General features: G+C 60.9%; 22 protein-coding genes and 1 other RNA gene. 10 read left to right on the top strand and 13 right to left on the bottom strand.

Going from position 1 to position 22,070, the window contains the following annotated elements:
- Window positions 1-4: 4 nt before the first annotated feature.
- The 8 genes from gcvT to AC1Q6D_RS01155 form a co-directional block, all read right to left on the bottom strand.
- Entirely contained in the window at window positions 5-1,087 is a 1,083-nt protein-coding gene (gcvT, locus tag AC1Q6D_RS01190; protein ID WP_103402882.1) for a glycine cleavage system aminomethyltransferase GcvT, read from the bottom strand.
- Window positions 1,088-1,243: 156 nt separating this feature from the next.
- Window positions 1,244-2,860 carry an ABC transporter permease gene (locus AC1Q6D_RS01185; RefSeq protein ID WP_103402883.1) on the bottom strand — a complete coding sequence of 539 codons (1,617 nt, stop codon included), beginning with the start codon at window positions 2,858-2,860 and terminating at the stop codon, window positions 1,244-1,246.
- Between the two features lie 84 nt (window positions 2,861-2,944).
- Window positions 2,945-3,949, bottom strand: a complete 1,005-nt coding sequence (locus tag AC1Q6D_RS01180; RefSeq protein ID WP_047534780.1) for an extracellular solute-binding protein — start codon at window positions 3,947-3,949, stop codon at window positions 2,945-2,947.
- A gap of 178 nt (window positions 3,950-4,127) precedes the next feature.
- Complete coding sequence (locus AC1Q6D_RS01175) at window positions 4,128-5,345, bottom strand: 2-octaprenyl-3-methyl-6-methoxy-1,4-benzoquinol hydroxylase (protein ID WP_178083095.1); 1,218 nt, start codon at window positions 5,343-5,345, stop codon at window positions 4,128-4,130.
- A gap of 9 nt (window positions 5,346-5,354) precedes the next feature.
- Entirely contained in the window at window positions 5,355-5,840 is a 486-nt protein-coding gene (locus AC1Q6D_RS01170; protein WP_103402885.1) for a DUF4442 domain-containing protein, read from the bottom strand.
- Window positions 5,833-7,020, bottom strand: a complete 1,188-nt coding sequence (ubiH, locus tag AC1Q6D_RS01165) for a 2-octaprenyl-6-methoxyphenyl hydroxylase (protein WP_103402886.1) — start codon at window positions 7,018-7,020, stop codon at window positions 5,833-5,835. The genes AC1Q6D_RS01170 and ubiH overlap by 8 nt, the downstream gene beginning before the upstream one ends.
- Entirely contained in the window at window positions 7,017-8,351 is a 1,335-nt protein-coding gene (gene pepP / locus AC1Q6D_RS01160; protein ID WP_047534788.1) for a Xaa-Pro aminopeptidase, read from the bottom strand. The genes ubiH and pepP overlap by 4 nt, the downstream gene beginning before the upstream one ends.
- A 26-nt stretch (window positions 8,352-8,377) precedes the next feature.
- Window positions 8,378-8,938 carry a YecA/YgfB family protein gene (locus AC1Q6D_RS01155; RefSeq protein WP_103402887.1) on the bottom strand — a complete coding sequence of 187 codons (561 nt, stop codon included), beginning with the start codon at window positions 8,936-8,938 and terminating at the stop codon, window positions 8,378-8,380.
- A gap of 193 nt (window positions 8,939-9,131) precedes the next feature.
- Between AC1Q6D_RS01155 and AC1Q6D_RS01150 the strand changes: the two genes are divergently transcribed.
- The 4 genes from AC1Q6D_RS01150 (at window position 9,132) to AC1Q6D_RS01135 (ending at window position 10,556) form a co-directional block, all read left to right on the top strand.
- Entirely contained in the window at window positions 9,132-9,341 is a 210-nt protein-coding gene (locus AC1Q6D_RS01150) for a TIGR02449 family protein (protein ID WP_007982902.1), read from the top strand.
- Complete coding sequence (locus AC1Q6D_RS01145; protein WP_007899404.1) at window positions 9,338-9,655, top strand: cell division protein ZapA; 318 nt, start codon at window positions 9,338-9,340, stop codon at window positions 9,653-9,655. The genes AC1Q6D_RS01150 and AC1Q6D_RS01145 overlap by 4 nt, the downstream gene beginning before the upstream one ends.
- A 30-nt stretch (window positions 9,656-9,685) precedes the next feature.
- Window positions 9,686-9,864: non-coding RNA, 6S RNA (ssrS, locus tag AC1Q6D_RS01140), on the top strand.
- A gap of 86 nt (window positions 9,865-9,950) precedes the next feature.
- On the top strand, window positions 9,951-10,556 hold the full coding sequence (locus AC1Q6D_RS01135) for a 5-formyltetrahydrofolate cyclo-ligase (protein ID WP_047539134.1): 606 nt from the start codon (window positions 9,951-9,953) through the stop codon (window positions 10,554-10,556).
- A gap of 34 nt (window positions 10,557-10,590) precedes the next feature.
- Here AC1Q6D_RS01135 and AC1Q6D_RS01130 read toward each other — a convergent pair whose 3' ends face one another.
- Window positions 10,591-10,746: a hypothetical protein gene (locus tag AC1Q6D_RS01130; RefSeq protein WP_090466451.1), complete on the bottom strand. Its 156-nt coding sequence runs from the start codon at window positions 10,744-10,746 to the stop codon at window positions 10,591-10,593.
- Between the two features lie 196 nt (window positions 10,747-10,942).
- Between AC1Q6D_RS01130 and AC1Q6D_RS01125 the strand changes: the two genes are divergently transcribed.
- The 4 genes from AC1Q6D_RS01125 to AC1Q6D_RS01110 all read left to right on the top strand — a co-directional run bounded on the left by AC1Q6D_RS01125 (window position 10,943) and on the right by AC1Q6D_RS01110 (window position 16,328).
- The gene (locus AC1Q6D_RS01125) at window positions 10,943-11,392 is read left to right on the top strand and encodes an EVE domain-containing protein (protein WP_103402888.1); all 450 of its coding nucleotides are present in this window, start codon (window positions 10,943-10,945) and stop codon (window positions 11,390-11,392) included.
- Between the two features lie 132 nt (window positions 11,393-11,524).
- Complete coding sequence (locus AC1Q6D_RS01120) at window positions 11,525-12,490, top strand: HlyD family secretion protein (RefSeq protein WP_103402889.1); 966 nt, start codon at window positions 11,525-11,527, stop codon at window positions 12,488-12,490.
- Window positions 12,487-15,210: a ribosome-associated ATPase/putative transporter RbbA gene (gene rbbA, locus AC1Q6D_RS01115; protein WP_103402890.1), complete on the top strand. Its 2,724-nt coding sequence runs from the start codon at window positions 12,487-12,489 to the stop codon at window positions 15,208-15,210. The genes AC1Q6D_RS01120 and rbbA overlap by 4 nt, the downstream gene beginning before the upstream one ends.
- Entirely contained in the window at window positions 15,210-16,328 is a 1,119-nt protein-coding gene (locus AC1Q6D_RS01110; protein ID WP_103402891.1) for an ABC transporter permease, read from the top strand. The genes rbbA and AC1Q6D_RS01110 overlap by 1 nt, the downstream gene beginning before the upstream one ends.
- Window positions 16,329-16,416: 88 nt before the next feature.
- On the opposite strand, the gene AC1Q6D_RS01105 is transcribed toward AC1Q6D_RS01110, so the two are convergent.
- Entirely contained in the window at window positions 16,417-16,824 is a 408-nt protein-coding gene (locus AC1Q6D_RS01105) for a flagellar basal body-associated protein FliL (RefSeq protein ID WP_047534823.1), read from the bottom strand.
- Window positions 16,825-16,974: 150 nt separating this feature from the next.
- On the opposite strand from AC1Q6D_RS01105, the gene AC1Q6D_RS01100 reads away from it, so the two are divergent.
- A complete protein-coding gene (locus tag AC1Q6D_RS01100; RefSeq protein ID WP_090466442.1) occupies window positions 16,975-17,952 on the top strand; it encodes an NADPH:quinone oxidoreductase family protein in 978 nt (325 codons plus the stop codon).
- A 112-nt stretch (window positions 17,953-18,064) separates the two neighbouring features.
- On the opposite strand, the gene AC1Q6D_RS01095 is transcribed toward AC1Q6D_RS01100, so the two are convergent.
- Window positions 18,065-18,733 carry a gamma-glutamylcyclotransferase gene (locus AC1Q6D_RS01095; protein ID WP_103402892.1) on the bottom strand — a complete coding sequence of 223 codons (669 nt, stop codon included), beginning with the start codon at window positions 18,731-18,733 and terminating at the stop codon, window positions 18,065-18,067.
- A gap of 351 nt (window positions 18,734-19,084) precedes the next feature.
- Here AC1Q6D_RS01095 and AC1Q6D_RS01090 point away from each other — a divergent pair, with 351 nt between their 5' ends.
- Window positions 19,085-19,561, top strand: a complete 477-nt coding sequence (locus AC1Q6D_RS01090) for a sn-glycerol-3-phosphate transporter (protein WP_103402893.1) — start codon at window positions 19,085-19,087, stop codon at window positions 19,559-19,561.
- A 47-nt stretch (window positions 19,562-19,608) separates the two neighbouring features.
- Here AC1Q6D_RS01090 and AC1Q6D_RS01085 read toward each other — a convergent pair whose 3' ends face one another.
- Window positions 19,609-20,577, bottom strand: coding sequence for a CDP-6-deoxy-delta-3,4-glucoseen reductase (locus tag AC1Q6D_RS01085; protein WP_103402894.1), 969 nt, complete (start codon window positions 20,575-20,577; stop codon window positions 19,609-19,611).
- Window positions 20,577-22,043 carry a 4-hydroxy-3-polyprenylbenzoate decarboxylase gene (gene ubiD, locus AC1Q6D_RS01080; RefSeq protein ID WP_103402895.1) on the bottom strand — a complete coding sequence of 489 codons (1,467 nt, stop codon included), beginning with the start codon at window positions 22,041-22,043 and terminating at the stop codon, window positions 20,577-20,579. Before ubiD ends, AC1Q6D_RS01085 begins: the two co-directional genes overlap by 1 nt.
- Window positions 22,044-22,070: the final 27 nt, after the last annotated feature.

The following is a 22,070-nucleotide window of genomic DNA, read 5'->3' as shown; positions in this document are numbered from 1 at the left end:
TAGGTTAAATCAAGGTTTTGCCATGGCGTACGAAGGTCGGTTTGACCACTCGGACCGGGTACCACTTGCCACGGATTTCCACTTCTGCGCGGTCGGCAGTTGCCATCGGCACGCGCGCCAGTGCAATCGACTTGCTAAGCGTAGGAGAGAAACTACCACTGGTGATCTCCCCTTCGCCAACATCGGCGATACGAACGACTTGATGAGCGCGTAAAACCCCGCGCTCCTCGAGCACCAGACCGACCAGTTTGTGCTGTATGCCGCCGCTCTGCTCGGCTTCCAAAGCCGTGCGACCGATGAATTGGCGACTGACCGGTTCCCAGGCGATGCTCCAGGCCATGTTGGACGTCAGCGGCGAAACCGCCAGATCGATGTCCTGCCCGTAAAGATTCATCCCGGCCTCGACCCGCAAGGTATCCCGAGCGCCAAGGCCAATCGGGGAAATGCCCGCGCCGACCAGATCATTGAAAAATCCTGGCGCCTGATTGGCTGGCAAGATGATCTCCAGGCCGTCTTCACCGGTATAACCGGTGCGCGCGATGAACCAGTCACCGTCGGGGTGCCCTTCGAAGGGTTTGAGTAGCTGGATGAGGTTGCCACGGGACTGGGTCACCAGCTCGGCCACTTTGTGCCTGGCGTGGGGACCTTGAATGGCCAGCATCGCCATTTCGGAACGTTCGCTGAGCGTTACATCGAAGCCGTCGAGATGGGCCTGCATCCACGCCAGATCCTGATTGCGGGTAGAGGCATTGACCACCAGGCGATAACCGTCGTCGAGGCGATACACGATCATGTCGTCGACGATGCCACCTTGCTCGTTGAGCATGGCGCTGTACAAGGCACGGCCCGAGCTGTGCAAACGTTCGACGTCATTGGTCAGCAGATGCTGAAGCCAGGCCTTGGCCTGGGAGCCGCCGACATCGATCACGGTCATGTGGGATACATCGAACACACCGCAGTCGCGGCGCACCTGGTGGTGTTCCTCGACCTGCGATCCATAATGCAGAGGCATATCCCAACCGCCAAAATCGACCATCTTCGCGCCGAGAGCGAGATGAAGGTCATACAGAGGCGTACGCTGTCCCATGGGTTTCTCCTTCCGGGCGTGGCGAAGGCGCGGTTGAGTGTCTATTTGAGTGAAAACCTTGAAATAAAAGGCTTCCAGCCGATTTTCACTACCTTGTCTGTCAGACGGACCGCACCGAATGCCGCGCATTGTAGCTGCAAGGTGTAGGACTGACACCTAGCTGTTTCGATGTGCCGAACGTCGAATCAATCCGATGACCGGTAGCAGCCCTACCAATACCAGGGTCAACGCCGGCAAAGATGCCCTCGCCCACTCACCCTCGCTGGTCATTTCAAAGATCCGCACCGCCAGCGTATCCCAGCCAAACGGGCGCATCAGCAGGGTCGCGGGCATTTCCTTGAGCACGTCGACGAATACCAGCAGCGCCGCGCTCAATGAGCCGGGCAGCAACAGCGGCAGATACACTTTGAAAAACAGTCGTGGCCCACTGACGCCAAGGCTACGTGCCGCTTCGGGCAAAGAAGGCCGTATACGCGCCAGGCTGTTTTCCAGCGGCCCATAGGCCACGGCGATGAAGCGCACCAGATAAGCCAGCAACAACGCCGACAGACTGCCCAGCAGCAGCGGCTTGCCAGCCCCACCCAGCCATGCGGACAGCGGAATCACCAACTCGCGGTCCAGGTAACTGAACGCCAGCATGATCGACACCGCCAGCACCGAGCCGGGCAAGGCGTAGCCCAGGTTGGCCAGACTGACCCCGGCACGGATCCCTTGGGTGGGCGCTAGGCGCCGGGCGAATGCCAACACCAGAGCGACACTGACGGTGATCAGCGCTGCCATGGCGCCCAGGTACAAGGTGTGGACGATCAGCCCGGCGTACCGCTCATCCAGATCGAAGCGCCCACGCTGCCAGAACCACACCAGCAATTGCAGCATCGGAATGACGAAGGCACAGGCAAAGACCAGCCCACACCAGCTCATGGCCAGCAGCGCTTTGAAACCTCGCAGGTGATACAAGGCCTTGACCCGTGGCCGTTCATTGCTCGCCCGGTTGGCGCCCCGCGCGCGACGCTCGCCGTACAGCACCACCATGACCACCAACAGCAACAGGCTGGCCAGTTGCGTGGCGGTGGAGAGGCTGAAAAACCCGTACCAGGTCTTGTAGATCGCCGTGGTGAAGGTGTCGAAGTTGAACACTGACACCGCGCCGAAATCCGCCAGTGTTTCCATCAGTGCCAATGCCACGCCCGCGCCGATGGCCGGTCGCGCCATGGGCAACGCCACCCGCCAGAATGCCTGCCAGGGCGATTGCCCGAGGACGCGTGCCGCTTCCATCAAGCCCTTGCCCTGAGCCAGGAACGCCGTACGTGCCAGCAGATAAACGTAGGGATAAAAGACCAGCACCAAAACCAGAATCACCCCGCCCGTGGAACGCACCCGAGGCAAGCGCATGCCCGTTCCGAACCACTCGCGCAGCAGGGTTTGCACGGGGCCGGCGAAATCCAGCAGCCCGACGAAAACGAACGCCAGCACATAGGCCGGAATCGCAAACGGCAGCATCAGCGCCCAGTCCAGCCAACGCCGGCCGGGGAATTCGCAGAGGCTGGTGAGCCAGGCCAGGCTCACGCCCAGCAACGTGACGCCGATACCGACGCCAAGCACCAGCGTCACCGTGTTGCCCAGCAAGCGTGACATCTGCGTGTCCCACAGGTGGGACCAGATCTGCTGGTCGATGGTTTGCCAGGAAAGCAGCAAGACGCTCAGGGGCAGCAGGACCAGCGCAGCGATGGCGAAGACCAGCGGGTACCAGCGGCGTTGGGCGGGGTGGGCCAAGGAAGATCTCTAGAATAATGTGAAGCCACCGTCAGTCGACAGTGGCGTCAATCTGTGGCGAGGGAGCTGGCCCCTCGCCACAACTCAGTTCCAGCCAGCTCGATCCATCATGCGAATCGCTTCGGCCTGACGCTTGCCGGCGACTTCCACCGGCAAGGTATCGGCCACGAACTGACCCCAGGCAGCGACTTCAGCCGATGGCTGTACGGCGGGGTTTGCCGGAAACTCCTGGTTGACGTCGGCGAAGATTTTCTGCGCCTCAGGCGTGGTCATCCACTCCACCAGCGCCTTGGCGGCTTCCGGATGCGGGGCATGCCTGGTCAGACCGATGCCGGACAGATTGACGTGCACGCCTCGATCCGCCTGGTTCGGCCAGAACAGTTTTACCGGCAGATCAGGTTTCTGTTTGTGCAGACGTCCGTAGTAGTAGGTGTTGACGATGCCGACGTCGCACTGACCGGCGTTGATGGCCTCCAGCACCGCGACATCGTCGGAGAACACGTCGGTGGACAGGTTGTTGACCCAGCCCTTGAGGATCTTCTCGGTTTTCTCGGCGCCGTGGACTTCGATCAGGGTGGCGGTCAGGGACTGGTTGTAGACCTTCTTCGCCGTGCGCAGGCACAGGCGACCTTCCCAGTTCTTGTCGGCCAGGGCTTCGTAGGTGGTCAATTCACCCGGCTTCACCCGCTCGGTGGAATAGGCGATGGTCCGCGCCCGCAGGCTCAGGCCGGTCCAGGCGTGTGACGATGCGCGGTACTGAGGCGGGATGTTGGCGTCGATGGTTTTCGAGGTGAACGGCTGGAGGATGCCCATCTGCTCGGCTTGCCAGAGGTTGCCGGCGTCGACGGTCAGCAGCAGGTCGGCGGTGGCGTTCTCGCCCTCGGCCTTGATCCGCTGCATCAGCGGTGCTTCCTTGTCGGTGATGAACTTCACCTTGACCCCGGTTTTCGCGGTGTAGGCATCGAACACCGGTTTGATCAGCTCATCGATACGCGAGGAGTAGACCACCACCTCGTCGGCAGCCTGGGCGGCGGTGCTGCCTATCAGGGTCAGGGCCAGTGCGGTCAATAGACGCTTTGGTGCCAACATGGGAGCAGTCTCTCGATTGAAAAAGTGAGGGCAAATGATAAGGACTCACATTTAGCTTCTCAATCGAACAGTTCGCGGAGGAGTTACCAGATGTTGCACCGCAGGAAATCCACGGTGGATGTTCCGGCCCCCCATCGCGAGCTTGCTCGCGATGGGGCCATTAGCCTCGGTAAAAATCTCAGGCCTTGGCCAGCGCCGGCAAGTCCCCGGTCAACCCAAGGGCCTCGCGCACGAACAACGCCTTGGCCTCAGGCATCTGCTCGACCATTTTCAACCCGGCATTACGCAACCAGCGCACAGGCAACGGATCGGCCTGGAACAACCACTCGAACCCCTCCATCGCCGCCATCAACGCCAGGTTATGGGGCATGCGCCGGCGCTCGTAGCGACTCAGCACTTTCACATCCGCCAGGCGCTCACCCCGGCTCGACGCTTGCAGCAGCACTTCGGCCAGCACGGCGGCATCGAGAAACCCGAGGTTCACGCCCTGCCCGGCCAACGGGTGAATGGTATGGGCCGCGTCGCCGATCAACGCCAGGCCCTCAGCGACGTATCGCTTGGCATGGCGCTGACGCAGGGGGACGCACAGGCGCGGGTCGGCGCTGAGCACGGTGCCGAGCCGGCCCTCAAAGGCCCGCTCCAGCGCGCGACAAAAGCCTTCGTCATCCAGCGCCATCAGCTGTTCGGCTTCGCTCGGCGTGGTCGACCAGACGATCGAACACCAATCCTGCTGACCGTCCCGTTCCAGCGGCAGGAACGCCAACGGGCCATTGTCGGTAAAGCGCTGCCAGGCGGTCGTTTGATGAGGTTTTGAGCTGCGCACACTGGTGACGATCGCATGGTGCATATAATCCCACTCGCGCGTCGCGACACCGGTCAGGCGCCGCACCGCCGAATTGGCGCCATCCGCTGCGATCACCAAAGGCGCGCGCAGGGTGCGGCCATCGGCCAGGGTCAGCAGCCAGTCGTCGCCAGAGCGGCGCATTTGTTCCAGACGAGCGTTGGCCAGCATGCCCAGGTCGCAGTCGTGCAAACGGTCAAGCAAGGCGTCCTGAACCACGCGGTTCTCGACGATATGGCCCAGTACCTCGGCATGCACGCTGGCGGCCGAGAAGTGGATTTGCCCGGTGCCACTGCCATCCCAGACCTGCATGTCGCTATAAGGACTGCTGCGGCGACTGACGATGCCGTCCCACACACCCAGCCGCTCGAGAATCCGCTGACTGGCGGCAGACAAGGCACTGACTCGCGGTTCGAACGGTGCCTGGACGTCAAAGGGTTTGACACTCAGAGGGCTGCCGTCCAGCAACAGGACTTCCAGCCCGCTGTCCTGCAACGCCAGCGCCAGGGCGCTGCCGACCATTCCGGCTCCGACAATCAGCAGATCTGCGCGCATTTCCATGCTTTAAGCCTGTCTCGCTTGCGGCTTGAGCCGCACGTAAAGGGTTTTTCCAACGCGCGCCACCAGATGGCCGGCACCGTCGTGAATATCGACCTGCAATTGCGGCAGGTACTTTTCGCCACCCGCGGTCTGCCGACGGATCTCGTCGAGCAAGGTGTCGTCGATGTTGAAACGGGCATACACCGTGCCTTTGCCAGGCGCGATGAAATCGATGTCGGCGGCCTTGTCCCAGACGATGTAGTCGCGCCCGAGGTTTTCCATGAGCATCAACATGAAGAATGGGTCAACCATGGAATACAGGCTGCCACCGAACTGGGTGCCGACGTAATTGCGGTTGGACCAGTTCAATCCCATGGACACCTGGATGTCGCGAAAGTCATCGCTGATGTGCCGCACTCGAACCCCGGCACCGAGGTACGGCGGATAGAGGCCCATGAACCAGCGCATCAGCCGCGCCTTGCCGAATTGTTGGGTCAGCCACTTAAACATCGGGACGCGTACCCAGGCCCATGGCCTGCCGGGCGAACCAGCGCTTGGCCGGTGGCAAGAGATCGAGGCCCAACAGGCCCAGGTTACGGCCCATGGAAACCAACGGCTGAGTGCTGCCGAACAAGCGCGTGACCTGATCGGAGAAGCCCACGGTGAGGCTCTGATCCAGGCGCTGGCGTTCGCGGTAGGCCTGCAAGGTCGCGAAATCCCCCAGCGCCTGTTCGCTGGCGAGCAACGCATCGGCCAACGCCTGGGCATCGCGCAGAGACAGGTTGAAACCCTGGCCGGCAATCGGATGCAGGCTGTGAGCGGCGTTGCCGAGAATCGCCAGATGCGGGCGCACCTGCTCTTCGGCCTCCACCAGCGACAGCGGATACAGATGCCGGGCGCCGACCTGCTTCAGGGTGCCGAGGCGATAGCCGAACACACCCTGCAATTCACTGAGAAAACTGCGTTCATCGAGGGCGGCCAGCCTTTGCGCGTCCATGCCCTGGCGAGTCCACACCAGCGCACAACGGTTATCCTGCAGCGGCAGCAGCGCCATCGGTCCATCGTCGGTGAAGCGCTCGAATGCCATGCCGTTATGGGCTTCGCTCGGCGTAATGTTGGCGATCAGCGCGCTCTGGTTGTACGGGCGTTTCTTGACGCCGATGCCCAACTGCTCGCGCAGCCCGGAACGGCCGCCGTCAGCGAGCACAGCCAGGTCGCACTCCAGAGTGGTTTCGTCATTGAGGGTCAGGCGATAGCCATCGGTCAGCGGCTCCAGGCGCGTGACTTCCGCCGGGCAGCGCCAACTGATCACGTCCTTGTCCAGGCCTTGCCACAGGCATTGCCCGAGCCAGGCGTTTTCCACCACGTAACCCAGCGCGGGAACGCCCTCTTCCATCGCCGACAGCCGCGCCGTGGAAAAGCGCCCACGGTCGGAGACGTGAATCTGTTTGATCGGCTCGGCGCGACGGGAAATCTCCTGCCACACGCCCAACCGCTGATAAATCTGCCGGGCGCCGAAGGACAACGCCGTGGAGCGCGCGTCGTAGCTGGGTTGCCAGGTGTGACCGGGAGCGAAAGGCTCGATCAACAGGATCTTCCAGCCACGGGCCTTGGCCCCGGCCTGCAAGGCCAACGCCAGGCTGGCACCGACCAGGCCACCACCGATAATCGCCAGATTGACTCGACTCATGCCGCTTGTGTCCGTGCTTCGGCCATCAGGGCCTCGATCTCGGCGACCGTTTTCGGCACGCCTTTGGTCAGGATTTCACAGCCGCTTCTGGTCACCACCACGTCGTCCTCGATGCGCACGCCAATGCCCCGCCATTTCTTTGCCACGCTCTGGTTATCCGGTGCGATGTAAATCCCCGGCTCCACGGTCAGCGCCATGCCGACCTCCAGCACGCGCCATTCGCCGCCGACTTTGTATTCGCCGACGTCATGCACATCCATGCCCAGCCAGTGCCCGGCACGGTGCATGTAAAACGCCTTGTAGGCTTCGCTGGCGATCAGCTCGTCGACATCGCCCTGCAGCAGCCCCAACTCGACCAGACCGGCAGTAATCACCCGGACCGTGGCCTCGTGGGCCTGATTCCAGTGTTTGTTCGGGGCGATCTCGGCAAACGCCGCTTCCTGCGCCGCCAGCACCAATTCGTAGATGGCCTTCTGTTCCGCGGAATATTTGCCGTTGACCGGCCAGGTGCGCGTGATATCGCTGGCGTAGCAGTCGATTTCGCACCCGGCGTCGATCAACACCAGATCGCCGTCCTTGAGCACCGCGTCATTCTGTTGGTAATGCAGGATGCAACTGTTGCGCCCCGCCGCAACGATCGAACCGTAGGCCGGCATCTTCGCCCCGCCCTTGCGGAATTCGTAATCAAGCTCGGCTTCCAGGCTGAATTCGTGCAACCCGGCACGGCTGGCCTGCATCGCACGCACATGGGCCTGGGCGGAAATCCGCGCAGCTTCGCGCATCACTTTCACTTCTGCCGCTGATTTATACAGGCGCATGTCGTGAAGCAAATGATCCAGGGCAACGTATTCGTTCGGCGGCTGGGCGCCAAGATTGGCTTTGGAGCGAATCACGTTGATCCACTCCATCAGATGCCGGTCGAATTCCGGGTTGCTGCCCATGGCCGAATACACCCGGTCACGACCCTCGATCAGACCTGGCAGGATGTCGTCGATGTCAGTGATCGGAAAGGCATCGTCGGCGCCGAAGTCGCGAATCGCGCCTTCCTGCCCGGCACGCAGGCCGTCCCACAACTCGCGTTCGGCGTTGCGTTCGCGGCAGAACAGGATGTACTCACCGTGCAATCGCCCCGGCATCAATACCAGCACGGCCTGAGGCTCTGGAAAACCGCTGAGGTACTGGAAATCGCTGTCCTGGCGGTAAACGTGCTCGACATCGCGGTTGCGAATGGCCACTGCGGCGGCGGGCAGGATGGCGATGCTGTTGGGTTCCATCTGCGCCATCAAGGCCTTGCGGCGACGGCTGTATTCCGATTTCGGGATATGGATCATGGGCAGATGGCGTTCCCTGGCGTTGATCAGTGCAGCGACGGTTTGGCGGCAGCAGGCGCGTCCGGCTTCCTGGTTTCGGAAAACAGCAGCAGCGGCGCGACGCGCAGGTACTCCATGACTTCCATGTAGTCGTTTTCACCGTCGTCGGATTCTTCCAGAGCATCTTGCACTTGGGAAATCGCCGCCAGATCCTGCAGCACCTCGGTCGCCTCAGTGCTCAGCATGCTGCTGTCGCGGCAGTTCAGGCCGAAACCGCTGAGGAAACCCTGACACCACTGCCCCAGTGCTGCGGCACGTTCGGTAAGCGGGGTCTCATCGGTTGGCAGCAGCAGAACGACGGTCACGTCGTCGCCGGTGAGTTCGCCCTTGACCATCTCTTGCAGGCCGATCAAGGCATTGCGGACGTTGTCCTGTGGCTCGGTTTCCAGCAGCTCGGCGGCATCGATCAGCCAGCCTTCGACATCAAAACCGGCACCGGCGCAACTGCGGCCGAGCAGCAAGCCGTGCAATTCGGCAGGCGAGACGTTATGACCGCTGGATGTCAGCAGGGTGGCGAAGGCTTGGTACGGGGAATTCTGAATGGGCATGGGTAGCTAGGCGCCAGACGGCGCTATGTCTAGAATGAAGGCCTTGTATCCTACATCGACTCCTCTGTAGGAGCGAGCTTGCTCGCGATGAACCCGAGAACGCCATAGGGTGTCAGGGCCCCGGTGGTAACGCTGGCGACCATCGCGTGCAGGCTCGCTCCTACAGTTCGCCCTCCATCAGACAGTGAAGACAATGGAAGACACCGACCTGCAAGCGCTGATGGCCAGACTCGAACTGCTGATTACCCGCGTCGAGCAACTAAAGAGCCAAAACGGACTCTTACTAGCTCAGGAAAAGACCTGGCGCGAGGAACGCGCTCACCTCATTGAAAAAAACGAAATCGCCCGGCGTAAGGTCGAATCGATGATTTCGCGCCTCAAGGCCCTGGAGCAAGACTCATGAGTTCAAGCAATAGCGTCACCGTGCAGATCCTCGACAAAGAATATTCGATCATCTGCCCCCAGGAAGAACGCAGCAACCTGGTGAGCGCCGCTCGCTACCTGGACGGCAAGATGCGTGAAATCCGCAGCAGCGGCAAAGTCATCGGCGCCGATCGCATTGCCGTCATGGCCGCGTTGAACATCACACACGACCTGCTGCACAAGGAAGAACGCCCGGATGTTCAGGCCAGCGGCTCGACCCGCGAACAGGTGCGAGACCTGCTCGATCGTGTCGATTTGGTGCTGTCGACCGATCCGGACGTCACCAAAGGCTGATTCGCGCCAACGCTTGCGTTATACTCCCAACACTCCCTGGGGTGCTTGCCAGTTGGCGATGTCCCTGAGCCGATTTGCTATACCCTGGAGGTTGCACGTTGGGCTGGTGTGCATGTCCGCTAGACGGAAAGCCTTAAAGCCTACTGCATCTTCCACCTTGAACTTTCGGGTTCAAGGGCTAAGTCGACAGCGGTTCACCCGGGGAGCCTGATTGCAGTCCGATGCCGGTTTTAATACCGGCATCGGCGTTTTTACGGGTACGCTTCACGTATCCGATCTGCTGAAGCCCGAATCCATGACCGAACCTGCGCTGCTTCCCCGCCCGCAACTTCGACGCATGCTGCGCAAGGCCCGCCGCGCACTGACAGCCAGTCAGCAGCGCCAGGCCGCTCGCGGGCTGTACAAGCAATTGGCCCAGCAACCGCTGTTTCGCCGCGCCAGACACATCTCTCTATACCTGCCCACCGACGGTGAAATCGATCCGCGCCTGCTGCTGCGTGCCGCCCAGCGTCGGGGCAAGGCCACCTATCTGCCGGTGCTCAGCGCCTGGCCGCGAACCAAAATGGTGTTCCAGCGCATTCGCCCCGGCGAAAAACTCAAACCCAATCGCTTCCGGATTCTCGAACCCAGGCATAACCTCGCCCGACAACGCAAAGTCTGGGCGCTGGACCTGGTGCTGCTGCCGTTGGTGGGGTTTGACGATGTTGGCGGACGCCTGGGCATGGGCGGCGGCTTCTATGATCGCAGCCTGGCTTATCTGGCCCGCCGTCATGACTGGCGCAAGCCGACGCTACTGGGACTGGCCCACGAATGTCAGAAGGTCGAGCGCCTGGCTCAGGCAAGCTGGGATGTGCCGTTGCAGGGAACGGTGACGGACAAGGCCTGGTATTACGCAGGCTAGACGCCACCGGGATCAGCGGCGTCGAAAGACAGGTTCAGCGTTTGAAAGCGGTCGACTGTTGTTGCAACGGTGCGACCTCGACCGGTGCATCGGTCTTGTTGGTCCAAAGGCTTTGGGCATAACCGGTGGTCACGACCCCAAGGCCGAACAAAATAACCAAAATCCATAGTAAATCCGGTTTGCGTTTCATCGATTGCCCCCCAAAGGCACATCAACACGATGACAGCAGCGGTTTCCGTTTGTTGGCCGTGCAGCAGCGTCAAGCTTTAAAGGCCGGCATTTTGCGACAACGTGAACCGGCACGCAAACGCTGACGTCAACCGACTGTCGGTTTGTCATAAAATGGCCGGACCACCTGTCCACTCACCTCGCAAGGAGCAAAAAACATGGCCTATTGGCTGATGAAATCCGAGCCCGACGAACTCTCGATCAAAGGTCTGGAGAAGCTCGGCAAAGCGCGCTGGGACGGGGTCCGCAACTATCAGGCGCGTAATTTCCTGCGGGCCATGGCAGTGGGGGACGAGTTCTTCTTCTACCATTCCAGCTGCCCCGAGCCGGGGATTGCCGGGATTGGCAAGATTGTCGAAGCGGCGTATCCGGACCCCACGGCACTGGAGCCTGAAAGTCATTATTACGATCCAAAGGCAACCGCGGAGAAAAACGCCTGGAGCGCAATCGATGTCGCCCATGTCGAGACGTTCTCCAGGGTGTTGAAACTCGATTACCTGAAACAGCAAACCGCATTGGCGCAACTGCCACTCGTGCAGAAAGGCAGTCGGTTATCCGTGATGCCGGTGACTGCCGAGCAATGGGCGGCAGTGCTCGATTTACGTTAAATAAAGCAGAAAGCGCCGATCGCCCCCATTTGCCTGGCCAATCAGATTAGTCTTGTCCCTCAGTTGACGGGTATCAAATCGCCTCGGTGCTCGATCAGTCAGACTAGGACGCAACAGTCGCAGGATGCCCGCATGTCAACACACAGTCGCTCTTCGATTTTCTTCGCCAGCTCGTTGATGGTTTTGCTGATGGCCGCCGGAGGCTTCGGTTACTGGAAGTCAATGCATGACCGCTTGCCTGAAGGCTTGTACGTCGGCAATGGCCGCCTCGAAGCCACCGAAGTACAGATCGCCAGCAAGACACCCGGGCGACTGGCAGAGGTGCTCGTCGATGAAGGCGACAAGGTCACCAAGGGCCAACTGTTGGCCCGCATGGATACCCGCACCCTCGAAGCACAGCGCAACCAGGCTGAAGCCGAGGTGTTGCGTGCCCGGGAAAACCTTTCCGCCGCCCAGGCCAACGTGCAACTGCGCCAGAGCGAACAACTGCTGGCTCAACAGGAGCTCAAGCGCTCTCAGGAATTGATCAAACACGGTTTCGTGAGTGGCCAGATCGTCGATCAACAACAGGCGCGCCTGGACACCGGCGTCGCTGCAGTCGCCGCGTCCAAAGCCCAGGTCTCGGCGGTCGGTGCGACAATTGGTGCGGCCCAGGCCCAAGTGGCGATGTTGACCAGCGAAATTGATGACGCCAGCCTGCGCGCACCCATTGACGGGGTCGTCCAGTTGCGCATGGCCGAACCCGGCGAGGTGCTGGGTGCCGGCGGGCGCGTGCTGTTGCTGATAGACCCCAGCGACCAGTACATGAACCTCTACCTTCCTGCCTCCGTTACCGGACGCCTGGCGGTTGGCGATGATGCGCGAATCCTGCTCGATGCCCTGCCCGACCGCCCGCTGCCGGCCAAAATCAATTTCGTCGCCGCCAAGTCGCAATTCACTCCCAAGGAAGTCGAAACCCGTGACGAACGGCAAAAACTGGTGTTCCGCGTCAAACTGCGCCTGACCGATCCAGGCGCCCTGCCCCAGGCCAAGCCGGGCATGCCCGGTGCCGGTTATGTGCGCACCGCACCGATTGATTGGCCGGCCAAACTGCAATGAACGGCCTGGCGCTGCAAGCCACCGGCATCAACCACCTGTATGGCAAACAGCAGGCCCTGACCGACATCAGCTTCAGTCTGCCGACCGGCACACGCTGCGGCCTGATCGGACCGGACGGTGCAGGCAAGTCGAGTTTGCTGGGTTTGATCGCGGGCGTTAAAACCCTGCAACAAGGGCAATTGGAGGTGCTCGGCGGCTCGATCCAGGACCGTCGCCATCGCAATAGCCTCTACCCGCGTATCGCCTTCATGCCTCAAGGCCTGGGCGGCAACCTGTACCCCGAGCTGTCGATCAGCGAGAACATTCAATTTTTCGCCACACTGTTCGGCCTGTCAAAAGCCGAATGCGACCAGCGCCGGCGCAGCTTGCTGTTGGCCACCGATCTGTTGCGCTTCGCCGATCGCCCGGCCGGCAAACTGTCTGGCGGCATGAAGCAGAAGCTTGGCCTCTGCTGCGCGCTGATCCACGAGCCGGACCTGCTGATCCTCGACGAACCGACCACAGGCGTCGATCCCTTGTCCCGGCGGCGCTTCTGGGAACTGGTGGACGATGTACGGCGTCAACGCCCACAACTGACGCTGCTGGTGGCAACGGCGTACATGGAAGAGGCCGAGCAATTCGAACATTGCCTGATGCTCGACGGCGGTCGTTTGATCGCAACGGGCCTGAGCAGCGAATTGGCGGCCGTCACGCCCGGCGGCAAACTCGACGAGGCGTTCACCCATTTCCAGGGCGACAGTGGCCACGACAACCAGCCACTGGTGATTCCCCCCCGGCCCGGCTCCACCACCGACATTGCCATCGAGGCTCACGACCTGACCCTGCGCTTCGGCGACTTTACCGCCGTGGACAAAGTCAGCTTCGCCATCGGTCGCGGCGAAATTTTCGGTTTCCTCGGCTCCAACGGCTGCGGCAAAACCACCACCATGAAAGTCCTCACCGGACTGATGCCGGCCAGCGAAGGCAGCGCCACGTTGCTGGGCAATCCGGTGAACGCCAAGGACCTGGCCACGCGAAAACGGGTCGGCTTCATGTCCCAGAGCTTCTCGCTGTATGGCGAGCTCAGCGTGCGACAAAACCTCGACTTGCACGCCCGCCTGTTCGATTTGCCCAAGGCCGATAGCGTCCAGCGCATCGACGAACTGATCCAGCGCTTCAACCTGGGCGGCGTGGCCGACCAACAATCCGGCGCTTTGCCCTTGGGCTTGCGCCAGCGGCTGTCGCTGGCCGTCGCGGTGCTGCATCGTCCGGAAGTCCTGATCCTCGACGAACCCACTTCCGGTGTCGACCCGGCCGCGCGAGACGACTTTTGGCGACTGCTGATCGAACTGTCGCGCGAGCAAGGCGTGACGATTTTCCTCTCTACCCACTTCATGAACGAGGCCCAGCGCTGCGACCGTATCTCGCTGATGCACGCTGGCAAGGTGCTGGCCTGCGACACCCCGGCGGCGCTGCAACAACAGTTCAACGGCGAAACGCTGGAAGCGGCGTTTGTCACCTGCCTGGAACAGGCTCAGGGAGCGACCGAAACACCAGCTGCGCCCACCCCGGACCCTGCACCTGTCACACCGGCCAAGCCGATGAAGGAGCGCCGTTTCAGTGTCGGGCGCCTGGTGGCCGTGGCCACCCGCGAAGGCAAGGAGTTGCTGCGCGACAAAGTGCGAATGGCCTTTGCCATGCTCGGGGCCATTTTCATGATGGTGATCTTCGGCTATGGCATTTCGCTGGACGTGGAAAAACTCGCGTTCGCCGTATTCGATCAAGACCAGACGCCGCAAAGTCGCACCTATCTGGAGGCGTTTCGCAGCTCTCGCTACTTTGCCGAACAATCCCCCATCCACGACACGAAAGAACTGCACCGACGCCTTCAACGCTCGGAAATCAAACTCGCGCTGGAGATCCCGCCGGGTTTTGGTCGCGACCTGTACGCCGGACGCCAGCCTGCCGTAGCCGCCTGGCTGGATGGCGGCATGCCGTTTCGTGCCGAGACCAGCCGTAACTACGTGGAAGCGGTGCACCAGTCAGTCCTGGAACGACTGGCCGAACAGAGCAGTCGCGCACGGAATGCGCCCGCAGCGGCCAAACTGGAAACCCGATTCCGCTACAACCAGGACGTGGTCAGCGTCAACGCCATCGGCCCCGGGGTGATGGCGCTGATCCTCGCGTTCATCCCGGCCATGCTGACGGCCCTGGGGATCGTGCGGGAGAAAGAACTGGGATCGATCACCAATTTCTATGCCACGCCACTGACCCGACTGGAGTTCCTGCTGGGCAAACAGGCGCCGTATCTGGCGATCAGCCTGATCAATCTGGCCGTGCTGACGGCGATGAACCGCTGGCTGTTCGGCGTCCCCTTCAAGGGCAGCGGGCTCACCCTGGCCTTCGGCGGACTGCTGTACGTACTGGCGACGACCAGCATGGGCCTGTTGATCTCGGCATTCACCCGCACCCAGATCGCCGCGATCCTCGGCACCATGATCATCACCAGCCTGCCGACCATCCAGTTCTCCGGGCTGATCGTGCCGCGCTCCTCCCTTGAGGGCGCGGCGGCGGTGATGGGGATATTGTTTCCGGCCGGTTATTTCCTCGATATCACCGTCGGCACGTTTACCAAAGCGCTGGACCTGCGGCAGCTGTGGCCGCAATGCCTGGCGCTGTTCGGGTTCTTTCTCGGGTTCACCGGGCTGAGCCTGATCATGCTGAAAAAGCAGGAGGCCTGATGCACAAGCTCGCTCACATCTTGCGTCTGGGCATCAAGGAGCTGACCAGCCTTCGGCACGACAGCGTGTTGCTGGTCTTTCTGTTCTACGCCTTCACCGTGGCGATCTACATGCCGGCGGCCGGCTCGGTGATTGGCGTGCACAACGCCAGCGTAGCGATGGTGGACGAAGATCACAGTATGCTGTCACGACAACTGGCCCAGGCCCTGCAACCACCAGAGTTTCAGCACCCTGTAGCGCTGCCTTATGGGCAACTCGATCAAGTCCTGGACAGTGGCCGGTACACCTTTGTGATCAACGTGCCGGCGAATTTTCAGACCGATTTGCTGGCCGGTCGCCAGCCTGCGGTGCAAGTGAATGTCGATGCCACGGCCATGAGCCAGGCGTTCATGGGGGCCGGCTACATCGGGCGGATATTCCAGCGTGAATTGGTGACCTACAGTGGTCAGAGCGATCCCGCCAGCCAGACCCCCATCCTGCTGACCACCCGTTCGCTGTTCAATACGAATCTGGAAGGTGGCTGGTTCCTGGCCGTGATTCAGATCGTCAACAACATCACCATCCTCGCCATCGTCCTCACCGGCACGGCTCTGCTGCGTGAGCGCGAACACGGCACCCTCGACCATTTACTGGTGCTGCCGCTGACGGCGCTGGAGATCATGCTGGCGAAAATCTGGAGCAACATGCTCGTCGTCGTGGTGTGCACCTGGATTTCACTGGAAGTGATCGTCAAAGGCGCGCTCGGCGTACCGCTGGCCGGTTCCATGAGCCTGTTTTTGATGGTGACGGCCGTTTATCTGTTCGCCAGTACGGCACTGGGGATTTTTCTCGCGACCCTGGCCCGCTCGACACCGCAGTTCGGTCTGCTGGCCATTCCGGTCATCATTCCCATGCTGCTGCTGTCCGGCGGCAGTACGCCGCTCGACAGCATGCCGCAGTGGTTGCAGTGGGTGATGCAAGGTTCACCGTCGACACACTTCGTCAGCCTTAGCGCCGCGATCCTGTTTCGCGATGCGGGGCTGAGCGTGGTGTGGCCGGACTTGCTCGCGCTGACCGCCATCGGCCTGCTGTTCTTTGCGATCGCGCTGATGCGGTTTCGCAAGAGCCTGGCGTCCTGAAACGATGCTCCTGCCAGCCCCATGGCTGGCTGGTGATCGCGCGCCCGAAGGCGCGATCACCAGTCACCCAGCGCCTGTAGATCCGGCGTTACTGGATGATCAGGTTGTTGAACAACAGATCCTCGACCACCGGTTTGCCGGTTTCGTCAGTCATGACCTGCTGGGTTTGCTTCAGGGCTTCCTGACGCAATTTTTCCTTGGCTTCGACGTTATTCATCGTCTCGGTGGTCTGCTGGGCGAACAGCGCCACCAGTTGATTGCGGATCAGCGGTTCATTGGCTTTCACCGCTTTGGTGGCCTCGTCACCGGTCACGCGCAATGCCACGTCGGCCTTGTAGACCTTGAGCTTCGGCGTACCGTCCAACCCATAGTTGCCCACGAATGGCGGGCTGAGGGTGATGTAGTTGACCTTCGGAGCCTCACCTTCTTTTGCCTCTTCGGCCACCGCTGCCACAGGCAGAGACAGGGCCAGCATCAACACGATCCACGCTTTCACAATTCACTCCTTATCCGGTTTGCGGCCTAGCATAACGACCCGCCGCTCAAGCACAAGCTTATGGCTGACTATCAGGGCCGGGCATGCTCGTTGACCCCTCGACTCACACACCTACACTTATCGGCCATCACTCCCAAAGGAATAGCCCTGATGAAAGCCGTGCTGTGCAAAGCCTTCGGCCCTGCCGAATCGCTGGTGCTGGAAGACGTCGCCAGTCCTGTCGCGAAGAAGAACGAAATCCTGCTGGACGTGCACGCCGCCGGGGTGAATTTCCCGGACACGCTGATCATCGAGGGCAAATACCAGTTCAAACCGCCCTTCCCGTTTTCCCCTGGGGGCGAGGCCGCTGGCGTGGTGAGCGCGGTGGGCGAAAAGATCAGCCACCTGAAGGTCGGTGACCGGGTCATGGCCCTGACCGGCTGGGGCAGCTTCGCCGAACAGGTCGCGGTACCGGGCTACAACGTACTGCCCATCCCGCCTTCCATGGACTTCAACACTGCCGCCGCCTTCAGCATGACCTACGGCACTTCGATGCATGCGCTCAAGCAACGGGGCAACCTGCAACCGGGTGAAACCCTGCTGGTACTCGGCGCCTCCGGCGGTGTCGGTCTGGCCGCCGTGGAAATCGGCAAAGCCATGGGCGCCCGGGTCATCGCCGCCGCCAGCAGCGCCGAAAAACTCGCTGTGGCCAAGGCCGCCGGCGCCGATGAACTGATCAACTACAGCGAAACCAGCCTCAAGGACGAAATCAAACGCCTGACCGATGGCCAGGGTGCGGACGTGATCTACGATCCGGTGGGCGGCGACCTGTTCGACCAGGCCATCCGCGCTATCGCCTGGAATGGTCGCCTGCTGGTGGTGGGCTTCGCCAGCGGACGCATCCCCGAACTGCCGGTAAACCTCGCCCTGCTTAAAGGTGCCGCCGTGGTCGGCGTGTTCTGGGGCTCATTTGCCCAGCGTCAGCCACAGGACAACGCGGCGAACTTTCAGCAATTGTTCGGCTGGTTCGCAGAAGGCAAGTTGAAGCCGCTGGTATCGCAGGTCTACCCGCTGAGCAACGCCGCACAGGCCATCAATGACCTCGGCCAGCGCAAGGCGGTCGGGAAAGTGGTGGTGCAGGTTCGCTGAGCCTTCACCGGACGCAAAAAAAGCCAGAACAACTGACGAGGTTGTTCTGGCCTATTCACTCGTAGCTCTAAAGCAACGAAGCGGGTGTGCAGGTAGTGTTTGCTACGCCCGCTCACATCGGCGGTGCATCCGCCTGATCGGACTTTGACTTGCAGCGCTTGAGTCGCGCTTCCAGATTCCGATCGGGCATGGCATGGCTACGCAGGGCGTGGGCGGTCTGCTCGACATAATCGCGAGTGGTGCCGTAGCGCCCGCAAGCGTTTTCGAACACATGGCTGAGCACGTGATCCGGCAAGTTACCGGCATAGCTGGGCAGGTGCCGCTCCAGGACAAAACCCAACGCCTGAACCTGGCTGCCGTCTTCAAGGCGGCAGTTGAGCCAGTGCGGACGATAGGACGGAAAAGGCATCTCCCTTTTCCAGAGCGCATACAGCGAGGCCTCCAATTGCTCTTCCGGCAGTCGGTAGGCAAAGCCACTGCAAGAGCCGCCACGATCCAGGCCAAACACCAAGCCGGGCATTTCTGGCGTGCCGCGATGTTCATGGGACCACAGGTACAAGCCGCGATGGTAGCCGTGCACCCGGCCGCGAACCCGCTCAACCGCCGTGCATTCGGGACGCCAGATCAGAGACCCATACGCGAACAACCAGACCGGGCCGCCCTTGTGGCGTGCCATGGTCGACTGCATCGAGCTGAGCAATTGTTCGTGAGTGAGCTGCGGCCCCAGATCGAGCCGCGGAGGGTAAGCCAGATTCAGAAAAGTCGATTCAATGGCTGTCATGGCGGAAGTGTTCGGCCCCACAAGTATTACAAGATGTAGCAAATTTCGTTACATAGAACATATAGCAGTAACCGTAAAACGAAAAGTGCTAAGAGATGTATGACACTCGTGATACCACTAAATACCGGCAATCACCGCAGCCATCCCGTTTTATATAGCCTAATACTATTTTCAGAATGACTTAAATACCTGAATGACATATGCATAAGCATTCGGCCTGTTCAGGGCAGGTTCATAATACGCAGGAAATTTCCTACTAAACTCTCGGATTTTCTGCCTTCCCCGTTGCCGGGCGCCCACGTATAACGACCTCCCCAGGCGCAAGCCGTAGTGTTTAACAGAGGCTGAATGATGAAAAAAGCGGGGCTTGTCGCCATGTTGTTAATGATCCAGGCCAGCCATGTAATGGCGGCGGATGACGCACAACAAGACAAAGGCTTCTGGTATGCACAGACCAGCGTCTACACCAAACATTACTCGCCTGATCCCGACCACAATAACAATCAGGACCTGATTGGCATTGAACGCAATCAAGCCTCTGGCTGGGTATTTGGCGGGGCGACGTTTCGCAACTCGTTCCGCCAGCGCTCCAACTATGCCTATGTCGGTAAACGCTATGAGAGTGCCGAGTATCCGGTGTATCTGAAAGTGACCGGCGGACTGCTCCAAGGCTACAGCGGCCAGTACAAGGACAAGATTCCGCTCAACCACTTCGGCATTGCGCCGGTGATCATTCCATCCGTTGGCGCGCACTACGGCCCGCTGGCCGCCGAGTTGGTATTCCTCGGCGCCAACGCGGCCATGGTGACCACGGGCATACGCTTCTAGAAAAGGCTTGCCGGGCGGCGATCAAAGCCGTGGATCAAGATCGTGGATCAAGATCGCGGCGCGTACGCAAATACGTCGGCGCGCATCTGATGGGCGTCCATCCCGGCCTCGACCAGCGCATCCAGCGTGCCGTAGACCATCGCCGGCGAGCCACTGGCGTACACGTGCAGCGCCTTGAGATCGGGAAAGTCTTCGCAAACGGCTTCATGCAACATGCCGCAGCGCCCCTGCCATCCGCATTGATCGCTAACGACTTTGTGCAGGAACAGATTGGGCAACTTCAGCCATTCGTCCCAATGCTCGATTTGATAAAAGTCTTCGGGACGACGCACCCCCCAATACAGATGCACAGGATGCTTGAAGCCGGTGGCGCGACAATGTTCGATCAGGCCGTGGACCTGGCCCATGCCGGTGCCTGCGGCAATCAATACCAATGGGCCGTCCGGCAACTCGGCCAGGTGCGTGTCGCCGAACGGCATGTCGATCCGCACCATCGCGTCGCGCTGCAGTTGCTTGATCAGGTTTAGCGCACTGGCTTCACGCGCCAGCACGTGGATTTCCAGATCACGCCCGGAGGAAGGGGCCGAGGCCAGGGAAAAGGACGACTTTTCGCCGTTGTCCCGATGAATCATCAGGTACTGGCCGGCATGATAGCGCGGCGGCTTGCCGGCCGGGGCCCGCAGTCGGACCCGCCAGGTATCACCGCCGACGTCGGTACAACTGGTGACCTGACACGAAAGACTGCGCACCGGCAATTCTCCCAGCGCGAGCACGCCATCCCACAGCACGATGCAGTCTTCCAGCGGCTCTGCTATGCAAGTGTAGAACTCGCCATGGTCGCGCACACCGCCGTCCTGTTCGACACGCCCTTCCACCAGCAGCGCGGCACACACGTGGCAATTACCGTTACGACAGCTTTGCGGGCATTCATAACCCAGACGGCGTGCGCCATCGAGAATCCGCTCGCCGGGCAGAATATCCAGCACTGCTCCGGAGGGCTGCAAAGTTACACGCATCAATCTATTCCTAACTGATTCCAGATGGCATCGATCCGTTTGGTCACGGCTTCGTCCTTGACGATGACCCGACCCCACTCCCGCGTCGTTTCGCCCGGCCACTTGTGCGTGGCATCGAGCCCCATCTTCGAGCCCAGGCCGGACACCGGAGAGGCGAAGTCGAGGTAGTCGATCGGCGTGTTTTCGATCATCACCGTGTCGCGCTTGGGGTCCATGCGCGTGGTGATGGCCCAGATCACGTCGTTCCAGTCCCGTGCGTTGATATCGTCGTCAGTGACGATAACGAACTTGGTGTACATGAACTGTCGCAAAAACGACCAGACGCCGAGCATTACCCGCTTGGCGTGGCCCGGATACGACTTCTTCATGGTCACGACGGCCATGCGATACGAGCAACCTTCAGGCGGCAGGTAGAAATCGGTGATCTCCGGGAACTGCTTCTGCAGGATCGGCACGAATACTTCGTTCAGCGCCACCCCGAGAATCGCCGGTTCATCCGGTGGACGCCCGGTGTAGGTGCTGTGGTAAATCGGCTTGATGCGGTGGGTAATGCGCTCGACCGTGAACACCGGGAAGCTGTCGACTTCGTTGTAATAGCCGGTGTGGTCGCCATACGGACCTTCGTCCGCCATTTCGCCTGGATGAATCACGCCTTCAAGGATGATTTCAGCCGTGGCCGGCACTTGCAGGTCGTTGCCACGGCACTTCACCAGTTCGGTTCGGTTGCCGCGCAGCAGGCCGGCAAAGGCGTACTCTGAGAGGCTATCGGGCACCGGGGTCACGGCGCCGAGAATGGTAGCGGGATCGGCGCCCAGGGCCACAGCTACAGGGAACGGCCGGCCCGGATGCTTCTCGCACCATTCACGGTAATCCAGCGCGCCACCACGATGGCTCAACCAACGCATGATGACCTTGTTGCGGCCAATCACTTGCTGGCGATAGATACCGAGGTTCTGGCGATCCTTGTTCGGGCCCTTGGTGACGGTCAGGCCCCAGGTGATCAGCGGGGCAACGTCGCCAGGCCAGCAGGTCTGTACCGGCAACATGGCAAGATCGACATCGTCGCCTTCAATGACCACTTCCTGGCAAATGGCATCTTTGACGACCTTGGGCGCCATCGAGATGATCTTGCGGAAGATCGGCAGCTTGGACCAGGCATCTTTGAGCCCCTTCGGCGGCTCGGGCTCCTTGAGGAACGCCAGAAGCTTGCCGATTTCGCGCAGCTCGCTGACCGCTTCTGCGCCCATACCCAGTGCGACGCGCTCAGGCGTCCCGAACAGGTTGCCGAGCACTGGAATGTCGTAACCGGTTGGTTTTTCGAATAACAGTGCCGGGCCCTTGGCGCGTAGCGTACGGTCACAGACCTCGGTCATTTCCAGCACAGGGGACACCGGAACCTGGATGCGCTTGAGTTCTCCGCGCTGTTCCAGGCCGCTGATAAAGTCGCGCAAGTCGCGATACTGCATGCGTGAGCCTCGTTTTGGCCGTGGCGT

The organism is Pseudomonas sp. MT92, assembly GCF_058792515.1.
This window is presented reverse-complemented; position numbering and strand designations above follow the sequence as displayed.